This window comes from Pseudomonas sp. BE134 (genome assembly GCF_031456105.1).
Lineage (GTDB): Bacteria > Pseudomonadota > Gammaproteobacteria > Pseudomonadales > Pseudomonadaceae > Aquipseudomonas.
This window is the reverse complement of record NZ_JAVDUA010000014.1, coordinates 1-13903: the sequence shown is the minus strand read 5'-3', so window position 1 is coordinate 13903 and position 13903 is coordinate 1. Positions and strand designations below refer to the sequence as shown.

Here is a 13903-nt window from a genome sequence, read left to right as displayed (position 1 = left end):
GAGTGCAGCTTTGACGGATGCCGGGCATCTGTCAAATGAGGGTCGTGAAAAGGTGGAATCAAGTCATCAACTGAACCCAGGTGGGGGCGAGCAGGCTCGCTCCCTCATTTAGGTCGTGCTCAGCGTTTTTTCGCCTGCGCGCGAATCCGCTCTTCCTGTTCCCGCAGTTCGGGGGTGAACTCGGCCCCGAAATCCTCTGCCTCGAACACCTGGCGAATCTCGATTTCAGCCTCGGTGCCCGGCATCGGGTTGGGGCATCGCTTGACCCAGTCGATCGCTTCCTGTTTCGACTTCACTTGCCATATCCAGTAACCGGCGATCAGTTCCTTGGTTTCGGCAAACGGGCCGTCGATGACGGTGCGTTTGTCCCCGGAAAAACGCACACGCGTGCCTTTGCTGGTGGGGTGCAGGCCTTCGCCGTCGATCATGATGCCGGCCTTGACCAGTTCTTCGTTGTAGTTGCCCATGGCGCGCAGCAGTTCTTCGTTTGGCATCACACCGGCTTCGGAATCCTGGCTGGCTTTGACGATGATCATGAATCGCATGGTGTTATCTCCGTTGGAGGTGGGGGATTCACTACATGGTCGAATGGCGACAGGCCAAATCGACAACACTTCACGATTTGTATCTGGCCATAGGTCGCCGGGCCATTTCGTGGTTAACTTCCAGCTCTTCGAGATTCTTTACCACAACGTTCAGAAGGACTCCGTTCATGGCTCAAGTCACTCTTAAAGGCAACCCGGTTCAAGTCAACGGCCAACTGCCACAAGCCGGTTCCAAGGCGCCAGCCTTTTCCCTGGTTGCCGGCAATCTGTCTGACGTGACCCTGGCGAACTTCGCCGGCAAGCGCAAAGTGCTGAACATCTTCCCAAGCATCGACACCCCGACCTGCGCGACTTCGGTTCGCACGTTCAACGCCCAGGCCAACGATGTCGCCAACACCGTCGTGCTGTGCATCTCCGCTGACCTGCCGTTCGCCCAGGCACGTTTCTGTGGCGCCGAAGGTCTGGAAAACGTGCAGAACCTGTCGACCCTGCGCGGTGCCGAGTTCATCGAGAACTACGGCGTTGCCATCGCTGACGGCCCGCTCAAAGGCCTGACCGCCCGTGCTGTCGTGGTACTGGACGAAAACGACAACGTGCTGCACAGCGAACTGGTCAGCGAAATCGGCCAGGAGCCGAATTACGACGCGGCGCTTTCCGTTCTGAAATAAGCACAGCCTTTACAATTGTTAACGGCCTGGCCCTGTCCAGGCCGTTTTCATTTGTGCTTCAGTGTCTTAGATAGAACTCCTGATACGTAAGCCCAAGGTAAATTGCCGGTAAAGCCGCTTTGCTTAATGCCCGCCAGTGCTTATCGTTCAGCCTCATGTAAAACAAGCCCACGCGCCCAATGGTTGATCATTCAATGCAATCCTCCGCTTCTCGTAGTCCTCGTCGCTGGCTGCTCGGCCTGCTAGTCCTGTTGGTCATCGCTGGCGTGTGCTGGAAATTCTGGCCCACCGGTGCTGCTCACACGGAGGGTGCCGGGCAGAAAGCCGTGGCCGGGCGTGCCGGCAAGGCGGGGGGGATGCGTCCGGGTTTCGGCGGGGCGACCGGCCCGGTGCCGGTGCGTGTGGCGCCTGCGGTCAAGGGTGACTTCCCGCTGTACTACAAGGCACTCGGTACTGTCACCGCGCTCAACACCATCAATGTGCGCAGCCGGGTGGGCGGTGAGCTGATCAAGATATCCTTTGAAGAAGGGCAGATGGTCAAGGCTGGCGATCTGCTGGCTGAAATCGACCCGCGTCCGTACCAGAACGCCTTGCTCCAGGCCGAGGGCACCTTGTTGCAGAATCAGGCGCAACTGAAAAACGCCCAGGTTGATGTCGAACGTTATCGCGGGCTGTTCAAGGAAGACAGTATCGCCAAGCAAACCCTGGACACCGCCGAAGCGCTGGTCGGTCAGTACTTGGGCACGGTCAAGACCAATCAGGCGGCGGTCAACGACGCCAGGCTCAATCTCGAATTCACCAAGATCCGTGCACCGATTACCGGGCGTGTCGGCCTGCGCCAGCTCGACGTCGGCAACCTGGTCGCCGCCAACGACACCACGGCGCTGGCGATCATCACCCAGACCCAGCCGATCAGCGTCGCCTTCACCTTGCCGGAAAACAGCCTCGACGTGGTGCTGGCCCGCTATCGCACAGGCGCCAAACTGCCCGCCGAAGCCTGGGACCGTAGCGACACCCAATTGCAAGCCACTGGCGTGTTGCAGAGCCTGGACAACCAGATTGACGTCACCACCGGCACCCTGAAATTCAAGGCGCGCTACGAGAATCGCGATCAAGCGCTGTTCCCCAATCAGTTCGTCAACGTCCACTTGCTGGCTGACACCCTCAAGGGTGTGGTGCTCGCACCGTCGGCGGCGATTCAGTTTGGCACCAACGGTACCTTCGTCTATGCGCTGGACGGCGACAAGAAGGTCACGATCCGTCAGTTGAAAGTCGGCGCCAGCGACGGGCTCAACACCGTGGTTACCGAAGGCCTGGCCCCCGGGGACCGTGTGGTGCTGGAAGGCACCGACCGCTTGAAGGAGGGCAGCGAAGTCGAAGTGGTCAATGACCCAAAGGACGTGCCGTCCACCCCGACCGGGCACCTGCAAGGTAAATCGGCGGCGGATTCCACACAGCCGGCGGCCGCCGACAAGGCGAAAAAGGGCGGCGCATGAACATCTCGCGGCTGTTCATCCTTCGCCCGGTCGCCACGACCCTGAGCATGCTGGCCATTGTATTGGCCGGTTTGATCGCCTATCGGTTGCTGCCGGTGTCGGCGTTGCCTCAGGTCGATTACCCGACGATTCGCGTCATGACGCTCTATCCCGGCGCCAGCCCGGATGTCATGACCAGCGCGGTCACGGCGCCACTGGAGCGTCAGTTCGGGCAAATGCCCGGCCTGACCCAGATGGCCTCGACCAGTTCCGGCGGCGCGTCGGTGCTGACCCTGCGCTTCAGCCTCGACATCAACATGGACGTCGCCGAGCAGCAGGTGCAAGCCGCCATCAACGCGGCGACCAATTTGCTGCCCAAGGACCTGCCGGCGCCACCGGTGTACAACAAGGTCAACCCGGCGGACACCCCGGTGCTGACCCTGGCGATTACCTCGAAAACCATGTTGCTGCCCAAACTCAATGATTTGGTCGACACGCGCATGGCGCAGAAAATCGCCCAGATCAGCGGCGTCGGCATGGTCAGCATTGCCGGTGGCCAGCGTCAGGCGGTGCGGATCAAGGTCAATCCCGAGGCCCTGGCGGCCAACGGTCTGAACCTGTCGGATGTGCGCACACTGATCGGGGCCTCCAACGTCAACCAGCCCAAAGGCAACTTCGATGGCCCCACCCGGGTGTCGATGCTCGACGCAAACGATCAACTGACCTCCCCCAAAGACTACGCCAACCTGATTCTGGCCTACGCCAACGGAGCGCCGTTGCGGCTCAAGGATGTCGCGGAAATCGTCGACGGTGCCGAGAACGAACGTCTGGCGGCATGGGCCAATGAAAACCAGGCGGTGTTGCTGAACATACAGCGTCAACCGGGGGCCAACGTGATTGAGGTGGTCGACCGGATCAAGGCGTTGCTGCCGAGCATCACCGACAACCTGCCGGCCGGCCTCGATGTCACGGTACTCACCGACCGCACTCAGACCATTCGTGCCTCGGTCAAGGATGTGCAGCATGAATTGCTGATCGCCATCGCATTGGTGGTGATGGTCACGTTTCTGTTTCTACGCCGCGCCAGCGCCACGATCATTCCGTCGATTGCCGTGCCGTTGTCGTTGATCGGCACGTTCGGCGTGATGTACCTCGCCGGCTTCTCGGTGAATAACCTGACCCTGATGGCCCTGACCATCGCCACCGGTTTTGTGGTGGACGATGCGATCGTCATGCTGGAGAACATTTCCCGGTTTATCGAAGAAGGGGACAGCCCCCTGAACGCGGCGCTCAAGGGCGCCAGGCAGATCGGTTTCACCTTGATTTCCCTGACCCTGTCGCTGATCGCGGTGCTGATTCCGCTGCTGTTCATGGCTGACGTGGTCGGGCGACTGTTCCGCGAGTTCGCGATCACGCTGGCAGTGGCGATTCTGATTTCGCTGGTGGTGTCCCTGACCCTGACGCCGATGATGTGCGCGCGTTTGCTCAAGCGTGAACCCAAGGAAGCAGAGCAGGGTCGTTTCTACCGTGCCAGCGGCGCGTGGATTGACTGGATGATCACCGCCTACGGACGCAAATTGCAGTGGGTGCTCAAGCACCAGCCGCTGACATTGCTGGTGGCGGTCGGCACGCTGGCGTTGACCGTGGTGCTTTACATGGCGGTGCCCAAGGGCTTCTTTCCGGTGCAGGACACCGGGGTGATCCAGGGCATTTCCGAGGCGCCGCAGTCGATTTCCTTCGCGGCGATGAGCGCGCGTCAGCAGGAGCTGGCCAAGGTGATCCTCGCCGACCCGGCGGTGGAAAGCCTGTCGTCCTATATCGGTGTCGACGGTGACAACTCGACGCTGAACAGTGGTCGCCTGCTGATCAACCTCAAGTCCCACAGCAACCGTGACCTGAGCGCCACCGAAGTCATTGCCCGCCTGCAACCGGAGCTGGACAAGCTGGTCGGCATCCGCCTGTTCATGCAGCCGGTGCAGGACCTGACCATCGAAGACCGCGTCAGCCGCACGCAATACCAGTTCAGCATGTCGTCGCCAGATGCCGAGTTGCTGAGCCTGTGGAGCAACCGTCTTGTCGAAGCGCTGGTCCAGCGACCTGAACTGACCGATGTAGCCAGCGATTTGCAGGACAAGGGTTTGCAGGTCTATCTGGTGATCGACCGCGATGCCGCTTCACGGGTCGGGGTGTCGGTGGCAAACATCACCGATGCGCTGTACGACGCCTTCGGTCAGCGCCAGATTTCGACCATTTACACCCAGGCCAGCCAGTACCGCGTGGTCCTGCAATCGCAGTCCGGGGAGAAGATCGGCCCGGATGCTCTCAACCAGATTCACGTGAAAACCACTGACGGCGGGCAGGTACGCCTGTCGAGCCTGGCACACATCGAAGAGCGTCAGGCGCAACTGGCGATCACCCACATCGGCCAGTTTCCGGCGGTGATGATGTCGTTCAACCTGGCACCGGGTGTGGCGCTGGGGCATGCGGTCGAGATCATCGACCAAGTGCAGAAAGACATTGGCATGCCATTGGGTGTGCAGACCCAGTTCCAAGGCGCGGCGGAGGCGTTCCAGGCGTCGCTGTCGAGCACCTTGCTGCTGATTCTGGCGGCGGTGGTGACCATGTACATCGTGCTTGGCGTGCTGTACGAGAGCTACATCCACCCGATCACCATCCTCTCGACCTTGCCCTCGGCGGCGGTCGGCGCGTTGCTGGCGTTGATCCTGAGCGGTAATGACCTGGGCATGATCGCGATCATCGGCATCATTTTGCTGATCGGTATCGTGAAAAAGAACGCGATCATGATGATCGACTTCGCTCTCGACGCTGAGCGCAATCAGGGCGTGGACCCGGAGACGGCGATCTATCAGGCGGCCCTGCTGCGCTTCCGGCCGATCCTGATGACCACCCTGGCCGCGTTGTTTGGCGCCGTGCCGCTGATGCTGGCCACCGGTTCCGGCGCGGAATTGCGTCAACCGCTGGGGCTGGTGATGGTCGGTGGCTTGCTCCTGAGTCAGGTGCTGACGCTTTTCACAACGCCCGTCATCTACCTGTACTTCGACCGTCTCGGTCGGCGTTGGGGCCACAAGTCTGAAGCCGTGGATGCGGTAGAACAGTCATGAACCTCTCCGGACCTTTCATCAAACGCCCGGTCGCAACAATGTTGCTGAGCCTGGCAATCATGCTGCTGGGCGGCGTGAGCTTCGGCCTGTTGCCGGTGTCGCCGCTGCCGCAGATGGATTTCCCGGTGATCGTGGTGCAGGCCAGCCTGCCCGGTGCGAGCCCGGAAGTCATGGCCTCGACCGTGGCCACGCCGCTGGAGCGATCCTTCGGCACCATCGCCGGGGTCAACACCATGAGCAGCCGCTCCAGCCAGGGCTCGACCCGGGTGATCCTGCAATTTGACCTCGACCGCGATATCAACGGCGCCGCCCGGGAAGTGCAAGCCGCGATCAACGCCTCGCGCAACCTGCTGCCGAGCGGGATGCGCAGCATGCCGACCTACAAAAAGGTCAACCCGTCCCAGGCGCCGATCATGGTGTTGTCGCTGACCTCGGACGTGCTGGAAAAAGGCCAGCTCTACGATCTGGCCTCGACGATCCTGTCCCAGAGCCTGTCGCAAGTGCAGGGCGTGGGCGAAGTGCAGATCGGCGGCAGTTCGTTGCCGGCGGTGCGTATCGAGCTTGAGCCGCAAGCCCTCAATCAGTACGGCGTGGCCCTGGACGACGTGCGCAACACCATCGCCAATGCCAACGTGCGCCGGCCCAAGGGCTCGGTCGAAGACGGCGAACGGTTGTGGCAGGTCCAGGCCAACGATCAACTGGAAAAGGCCAAGGATTACGAGTCGCTGATCATCCACTACAACGGTGGTGCAGCCCTGCGCCTCAAGGATGTGGCCAAGGTCAGCGACGGTGTCGAAGACCGCTACAACAGCGGTTTCTTCAACGACGACTCGGCGGTGTTGCTGGTGATCAACCGGGCGGCCGGCGCCAACATCATCGAGACGGTCAATGAAATCAAGGCACAGTTGCCGGCGTTGCAGGCGGTGCTGCCGGCCAGCGTCAAGCTGAACCTGGCGATGGACCGTTCGCCGGTGATCAAGGCGACCCTGCATGAAGCGGAAATGACCCTGCTGATCGCGGTGACGCTGGTGATTCTGGTGGTGTTCCTGTTCCTCGGTAACTTCCGCGCCTCGCTGATTCCGACGCTGGCGGTGCCGGTGTCGCTGGTGGGCACCTTTGCGGTGATGTACCTCTACGGGTTCTCGCTGAACAACCTGTCGCTGATGGCGCTGATCCTGGCCACCGGGTTGGTGGTCGACGACGCCATCGTGGTGCTGGAGAACATCTCCCGGCACATCGACGAAGGCGTGCCGCCGATGAAAGCCGCGTACCTCGGTGCGCAGGAAGTCGGCTTTACCTTGCTGTCGATGAACGTCTCGCTGGTGGCGGTGTTCCTGTCGATCCTGTTCATGGGCGGGATCATCGAAAGCCTGTTCCGCGAGTTTTCCATCACCCTGGCCGCATCCATCGTGGTCTCGCTGGTGGTCTCGCTGACCCTGACGCCGATGCTCTGCGCCCGTTGGCTGAAGCCGCACACGCCGGGTCAGGAAAACCGTTTGCAGCGCTGGAGTCGGCGCGCCAACGACTGGATGGTGGGCAAATACGCGACCAGCCTCGACTGGGTATTGCGTCACCGTCGTCTGACCTTGCTCAGCCTCCTCGTGACGATTGGCGTGAACATTGCGCTGTATGTGGTTGTTCCTAAAACGTTTTTACCTCAGCAAGATACCGGTCAGCTGATTGGTTTCGTGCGCGGGGACGACGGTCTGTCGTTCAACGTGATGCAGCCGAAAATGGAAATCTTCCGCCGTGCCGCCCTCAAGGACGACGCGGTGGAGAGCGTTGCGGGGTTCATCGGTGGTACCAACGGCACCAACAATGCCTTCATGCTGGTTCGCCTGAAACCGATCAAGGAGCGCAACATTTCCGCGCAGAAAGTCATCGAACGCTTGCGCAAGGAAATGCCCAAGGTTCCCGGCGCACAGCTGATGCTGATGGCGGACCAGGACCTGCAATTTGGCGGGGGTCGCGAACAGACCTCGTCGCAGTATTCCTACATCCTGCAAAGCGGTGATCTGGGTGCCTTGCGTGAGTGGTACCCGAAAGTGGTCACCGCGCTCAAGGCGTTGCCGGAATTGACGGCGGTTGACGCCCGGGAAGGCCGGGGTGCCCAGCAGGTGACACTGATTGTCGATCGCGATCAGGCCAAGCGACTGGGGGTGGACATGGCCATGGTCACCTCGGTGCTGAACAACGCCTACAGCCAGCGGCAGATTTCGACGATTTACGACAGCCTCAACCAGTATCAGGTGGTAATGGAAGTCGACCCGAAATACGCCCAGGACCCGATTACGCTCAAGCAAGTACAAGTGATCACTGCCGACGGTGCACGGATTCCGTTGTCGACCATCGCCCATTACGAAGCCAGCCTGGAAAACGATCGGGTCAGCCACGAAGGCCAGTTTGCCTCTGAAAGCCTGTCCTTTGACATGGCCGAAGGGGTGACCGTGGAGCAGGGCACTGCGGCCATCGAACGGGCGATTGCCAAACTCGGCTTGCCCGAAGAAGTGATCGCGAAAATGGCCGGCACCGCCGATGCGTTCGCCGCGATGCAAAAGAGCCAGCCATGGATGATTCTCGGCGCGCTGCTGGCGGTCTATCTGGTGCTGGGTGTGCTGTATGAAAGCTACATCCATCCGTTGACCATCCTGTCGACGTTGCCATCGGCCGGGGTCGGCGCCTTGCTGTCGATCTATGTGTTGGGCGGCGAGTTCAGCCTGATCTCGTTGCTGGGCCTGTTTTTGCTGATCGGCGTGGTGAAGAAAAACGCCATCCTGATGATCGACCTTGCGCTGCAACTCGAACGGCACCAAGGCCTGGTACCGCTGGAGTCGATTCGCAGTGCCTGCTTGCAACGTTTGCGTCCCATTCTGATGACCACCCTGGCAGCGATCCTTGGAGCCCTGCCGTTGCTGCTGAGCCGTGCCGAAGGTGCGGAAATGCGCCAGCCTCTGGGTTTGACCATCATTGGCGGGCTGATCTTCAGCCAGGTGTTGACCCTTTACACCACTCCGGTGGTTTACCTCTATCTCGACAACCTGCGCCATCGTTTCAATAAATGGCGTGGGGTGCGCACTGATGTTGCTCTGGAAACTCCGCTATGACTGACCGTTCGCTTACCCATCTGGCCGTCCCGCTGGCCGCCGTACGAGGCCCGCGCCTGCTGAGCCTGGCGCTGTGCGTGGCGATGCTCAGCGCTTGCGCTGTCGGCCCGGACTATCAGCGCCCGCAAGCGGCCGCGCCGGTGCAATACAAGGAAGCGGCAGGCTGGCGTCAGGCGAGCCCGAGTGATTCCCTGGCGCGCGGTGCCTGGTGGGAGTTGTATGGCGATCAGCAGCTCAACGGCCTGATCGAACTACTGAACCGGTCCAACCAGACTGTCGCCCAGTCCGAGGCGCAATACCGTCAGGCTCAGGCGTTGGTGCGCAGTGCGCGTGGGGCGTTTTTCCCCACGGTGGATTTGACCGTCGGCAAAAACCGCTCCAGCCAGGGCACCGGCAGCAGCAGTTCGAGCCTGACCAGTTCCTCCAGCGGTATTCGTGACACTTACACTGCCCAGGCCGGGGTCAGTTGGGAAGCGGATGTGTGGGGCAAATTGCGCCGTGGCCTTGAAGCCGACACCGCCAACGCCCAGGCAAGCTTTGCCGACCTGGCCGCGATGCGTTTGAGTCAGCAGTCCGAACTGGTGCAGAACTACCTGCAATTGCGCGTGATCGACGGACAGAAACGCTTGCTGGAAGCGACGGTCGTGGCCTATCAGCGCTCGCTGACCATGACCGAAAACCAATACCGCGCCGGTGTTTCCGGGCGAGACGCGGTGGCCCAGGCGCAGACTCAACTCAAAAGCACCCAGGCCGACATGGTTGACCTGATCTGGCAGCGCGCCCAGTTCGAGAACGCCATCGCCGTGTTGATCGGGCTGCCCCCGGCCGAGTTCAGCCTGGCGGAAACCAACACCATCCCGACCTTGCCCGAAGTGCCGGTGGGTCTGCCTTCGCAATTGCTGGAGCGTCGTCCGGACATCGCCTCCGCCGAGCGTTCGGTGATGGCGGCCAACGCCAACATTGGCGTGGCCAAGGCCGCCTATTACCCGGATTTCACCTTGAGCCTGAACGGCGGATATAGCAGCAGCAGCTCGTCCAACTGGATCAGCGTGCCCAACCGCTTCTGGTCGGTCGGGCCACAACTGGCCATGACCTTGTTTGATGGCGGCCAGCGCTCGGCAGAAGTCGATCGCAGCGAAGCGGCTTACGATGAGACGGTGGCCAAGTACCGCCAGACCGTGCTCGACGGTTTCCGTGAAGTGGAAAACTACCTGGTGCAGCTCAAGGTGCTGGAAGACGAAGCCGGCGTGCGCCAGGAAGCACTGGACGCCGCACGTATCTCGTTGCGCCTGACCCAGAACCAGTACAAGGCCGGTTTGATTGCGTATCTGGATGTGGTGGTGGTCCAGGCCACGGCGTTGAGTAACGAACGCAACGTGCTGGATCTTCAGCAGAGCCGGTTGATTGCCAGTGTGCAATTGATCGCCGCGCTGGGTGGCGGCTGGGACGGTGCCCTGTAGCAGCTGACGAGCAGCGCGAGGCAGCGTTCGGCAGCGAAGCTGTCGTGAAATCAGGCGACTTGGTCTTTCAGGAGGACCGCGTTTTCAGGTTTTTACGCCTGCTGCGCAGCCTCGCGCTGCTCGGCAGCTGCTACACGGGAATGTGCTGGTCGCAGGGGATCAAACAAGCGTTTCATCGGCTTGATGGCGTTTTGGTTATTTTGTCAGTGCGTTCTTCAGCGCAATCAGTACAATCGCCGGCATTTGCCCCCTGAGAAAGGACGCAGTACGGCGGGCGCTCGTGAGAAGTCTCATGCTGATCGGTAGCTATTCACCCACCCTGGTTATCATTTCACTCTGTGTCGCGATTCTCGCCTCCTATACCGCGCTCGACCTGACCGGACGTATTGCCACGGCCAAAGGCCGGGCGGTGCATTTGTGGACGGCGGGTGGCGCCCTTGCCATGGGCATTGGCGTGTGGTCGATGCACTTCATCGGCATGCTCGCATTCAAATTGCCGATGGACCTGGGGTACGACCTCACCATCACGTTGCTATCGCTGCTGACCGCAATCCTCTCCTGCGGCTTTGCGCTGTGGTTGGTCAGCCAGCCACGGCTGCCGGCCTGGCAATTGGTGTTTGGCGCGCTGGTGATGGGCGCCGGGATCAGTGCGATGCATTACACCGGCATGGCCGCCCTGCGCATGCAGCCGGGTATCGATTACGACCCGACGCTGTTCGGCACCTCGCTGCTGATAGCGGTGGGCGCATCGGGTGCGGCACTCTGGATCGCCTTCCGCCTGCGACAGCACTCGCCTCATGTCACCCTGTTCCGGTGCGGTGCTGCAGTGATCATGGGCATCGCCATTGTCGGCATGCACTACACCGGTATGGCGGCTGCGCGCTTCCCGGACGGCAGTTTCTGTGGGGCGGTGGTCAGCGGCTTGAGCGGCAAAGGCCTGGACAATCTGGTGCTGATCACCACGCTGGCGGTGCTGAGCATCGCCTTGCTGACGTCAGTGCTCGATGCGCGTCTGGAAGCACGCACCGCTGACCTCGCGCGCTCGCTGACCGAGGCCAACCGCGAACTGACCCAACTGGCCTTGCACGATCCCCTGACCGGTTTGCCCAATCGCGTGTTGCTGGCCGATCGCATCGAACAGGCAATGTCCAATGTGCAGGAACAGGGCGGCTGTTTTGCGCTGATGTTCATCGATCTGGACGGTTTCAAACCGGTCAATGACGCCTTTGGCCACCACATGGGCGACCAGTTGTTGCGTGAAGTCGCGGTGCGCCTGCGAGAGGATTTGCGCTGTCAAGACACGTTGGCGCGCATCGGGGGGGATGAGTTTGTCCTGCTGGTGCGGCTCGCCGAGCCGGATGACGCGCTGGGCCTGGCGGCGCGTCAGGTCGGTTTGATTGCTCGCTCGTTCCGGGTGACTGAACATGACTTGCAGATTTCCGCCAGCGTCGGCATCGCGCTGTACCCAGGCAATGGACAGACTGCCCAAGACCTCCTGATGAACGCTGACGCTGCGATGTACCACGCCAAGGGTTCCGGGAAAAACGGCTACAGCTTCTTCGACGCCTCGATGAACAGCAACGCGCGCAGGCAGCTGCAATTGCTGCAAGACCTGCGCAATGCGCTCGATCAGGACCAGTTCAGTCTCTATTACCAGCCCAAGTTCGATGCGAATAATGGCCGCCCGGTAGGCGCCGAAGCGCTGCTGCGTTGGGAGCACCCAACGCGGGGCATGATGCTGCCGGACACGTTTATCGACATCGCGGAAAAAACCGGGCTGATCATTCCTATCGGCGAGTGGGTGCTCAACGAAGCCTGCCGGCAGATGCGCGAATGGTATGCGCAGGGCTACACCGATTGGCGGATCGCGGTGAACCTCTCGGCGTTGCAGTTTTGCCATGCCGGTCTGGTTAAAAGCGTGGCCAAGGCCCTGAGCACCCATCGGCTGCCGGCCAACAGCCTGACCCTGGAAATCACCGAAACCACCGCCATGAACGATGCCGATGCAAGCATGACAGTGCTGCAGGAACTCTCGGCCATGGGCGTCGACCTGTCCATTGATGACTTCGGGACGGGCTATTCGAGCTTGATGTACCTCAAGCGCCTGCCGGCCAATGAGTTGAAGATCGACCGGGGGTTCGTTCGCGACCTGGAACACGACAGCGACGACGCCGCCATTGTCTCGGCAATCGTCGCACTGGGTCAGGCGCTGGGCTTGCGAATCGTCGCCGAAGGCGTCGAAACCGGTGTGCAGCAGGACTTCCTGACCAAACTGGGGTGTGATTCATTGCAGGGTTATCTGCTGGGGCACCCACTGCCGGCCGCGCGTTTCATGGTGGACATCCATCGCGCAGAACAATTGGCGACAGCCTGAAGATCCCGCCGGACTCCGTAGAAGCTGCCGAGCAACGCGAGGCTGCGTCCGGCAGCGAAGCTGTCGTGAAATCAGACGGCCTGATAATTCAGACAGACCGCGTGTGGCAGGTTTTACGACTGCTTCGCAGCCGAACGCAGCCTTGCAAGCTCGACAGCTGCTACGGCGGACCGTGGTGCGCAGGGTGTTAGTCGTAACAGTTGATGTGTGTCCATGCAAAAGCCGGCAATGGCAGTTATTCTTGACCCAGACAGCTTACGCTTGGAATGGGGAATGCTCGTATGGACAAAGTCATCGTCATCACCGGTGGCGGCCGCGGTATTGGTGCCGCCACCGCCTTGTTGGCCGCCGAACGGGGTTATCGGATCTGTATCAACTACCAGTCTGACGAGTCCGCCGCGCAAAGTGTGCTGGATCAAGTTCGTGCAATGGGCGCTCAAGCCATCGCAGTGCGCGCCGATGTCAGCATCGAAGATGAAGTGATTGCGCTGTTCCACCGCGTGGACACCGAGTTGGGGAGGGTCACGGCGCTGGTGAACAACGCCGGCACCGTCGGGCACAAGTCCCGGGTCGATGAAATGTCTGAATTCCGCATTCTCAAAATCCTTAAAACCAACGTGCTGGCGCCGATTCTCTGTGCCAAGCACGCGATCCTGCGCATGTCGCCCAAACACGGCGGGCAGGGTGGCAGCATTGTCAACGTGTCTTCGGTGGCTTCGCGTTTGGGCTCGCCTAATGAATACGTGGATTACGCCGCGTCAAAAGGGGCACTGGACAGCTTCACCATTGGGCTTTCCAAGGAAGTGGCGGGTGAGGGCATCCGTGTCAACGCGGTGCGGCCGGGGTTTATTTTCACCGACTTCCATGCGCTGAGCGGGGATCCGGACCGGGTCAGCAAGCTTGAGTCGGCAATACCAATGGCGCGCGGCGGGCGGCCGGATGAAGTGGCGGAGGCGATTGTATGGTTGCTGTCGGACAAGGCTTCCTATGCGACCGGGACTTTCGTGGATCTGGGTGGTGGGCGTTAAGCCTTGGATTTGTATTGCCTTTACCGGCCTCTTCGCGAGCAGGCTCGCTTGTATGTTTAGACTTGAAGGGGTGGGCGGGACTAAAAGCTCGATTCCGACTCTAGCCAGTACGGACCGTGGGAGACTT

8 protein-coding genes are annotated in these 13903 nt (G+C 60.9%); 7 read left to right on the top strand and 1 reads right to left on the bottom strand.

Going from position 1 to position 13903, the window contains the following annotated elements:
* Positions 1-119: 119 nt before the first annotated feature.
* Positions 120-545: a YciI family protein gene (locus tag J2Y56_RS13415; RefSeq protein ID WP_310350604.1), complete on the bottom strand. Its 426-nt coding sequence runs from the start codon at positions 543-545 to the stop codon at positions 120-122.
* Between the two features lie 167 nt (positions 546-712).
* On the opposite strand from J2Y56_RS13415, the gene tpx reads away from it, so the two are divergent.
* From tpx to J2Y56_RS13380, 7 genes are all read left to right on the top strand, one after another.
* Positions 713-1213, top strand: a complete 501-nt coding sequence (gene tpx, locus J2Y56_RS13410) for a thiol peroxidase (protein WP_007948723.1) — start codon at positions 713-715, stop codon at positions 1211-1213.
* Positions 1214-1392: 179 nt separating this feature from the next.
* The gene (locus J2Y56_RS13405; RefSeq protein WP_033049713.1) at positions 1393-2709 is read left to right on the top strand and encodes an MdtA/MuxA family multidrug efflux RND transporter periplasmic adaptor subunit; all 1317 of its coding nucleotides are present in this window, start codon (positions 1393-1395) and stop codon (positions 2707-2709) included.
* Positions 2706-5810: an MdtB/MuxB family multidrug efflux RND transporter permease subunit gene (locus J2Y56_RS13400; protein WP_310334406.1), complete on the top strand. Its 3105-nt coding sequence runs from the start codon at positions 2706-2708 to the stop codon at positions 5808-5810. The genes J2Y56_RS13405 and J2Y56_RS13400 overlap by 4 nt, the downstream gene beginning before the upstream one ends.
* Positions 5807-8914, top strand: coding sequence for an efflux RND transporter permease subunit (locus J2Y56_RS13395; RefSeq protein ID WP_310350601.1), 3108 nt, complete (start codon positions 5807-5809; stop codon positions 8912-8914). Before J2Y56_RS13400 ends, J2Y56_RS13395 begins: the two co-directional genes overlap by 4 nt.
* Positions 8911-10374, top strand: a complete 1464-nt coding sequence (locus J2Y56_RS13390) for an efflux transporter outer membrane subunit (RefSeq protein ID WP_007948719.1) — start codon at positions 8911-8913, stop codon at positions 10372-10374. The genes J2Y56_RS13395 and J2Y56_RS13390 overlap by 4 nt, the downstream gene beginning before the upstream one ends.
* A 292-nt stretch (positions 10375-10666) precedes the next feature.
* Positions 10667-12748 carry a bifunctional diguanylate cyclase/phosphodiesterase gene (locus tag J2Y56_RS13385; protein WP_007948718.1) on the top strand — a complete coding sequence of 694 codons (2082 nt, stop codon included), beginning with the start codon at positions 10667-10669 and terminating at the stop codon, positions 12746-12748.
* Positions 12749-13029: 281 nt separating this feature from the next.
* Positions 13030-13776 carry an SDR family oxidoreductase gene (locus J2Y56_RS13380; RefSeq protein ID WP_007948717.1) on the top strand — a complete coding sequence of 249 codons (747 nt, stop codon included), beginning with the start codon at positions 13030-13032 and terminating at the stop codon, positions 13774-13776.
* Positions 13777-13903 lie beyond the last annotated feature (127 nt).

Coding starts and splice junctions, on each gene's coding strand:
- J2Y56_RS13415 (WP_310350604.1), bottom strand. CDS start 545: ATGCGATTCATGATCATCGTCAAAGCCAGCCAGGATTCCGAAGCCGGT.
- tpx (WP_007948723.1), top strand. CDS start 713: ATGGCTCAAGTCACTCTTAAAGGCAACCCGGTTCAAGTCAACGGCCAA.
- J2Y56_RS13405 (WP_033049713.1), top strand. CDS start 1,393: ATGGTTGATCATTCAATGCAATCCTCCGCTTCTCGTAGTCCTCGTCGC.
- J2Y56_RS13400 (WP_310334406.1), top strand. CDS start 2,706: ATGAACATCTCGCGGCTGTTCATCCTTCGCCCGGTCGCCACGACCCTG.
- J2Y56_RS13395 (WP_310350601.1), top strand. CDS start 5,807: ATGAACCTCTCCGGACCTTTCATCAAACGCCCGGTCGCAACAATGTTG.
- J2Y56_RS13390 (WP_007948719.1), top strand. CDS start 8,911: ATGACTGACCGTTCGCTTACCCATCTGGCCGTCCCGCTGGCCGCCGTA.
- J2Y56_RS13385 (WP_007948718.1), top strand. CDS start 10,667: ATGCTGATCGGTAGCTATTCACCCACCCTGGTTATCATTTCACTCTGT.
- J2Y56_RS13380 (WP_007948717.1), top strand. CDS start 13,030: ATGGACAAAGTCATCGTCATCACCGGTGGCGGCCGCGGTATTGGTGCC.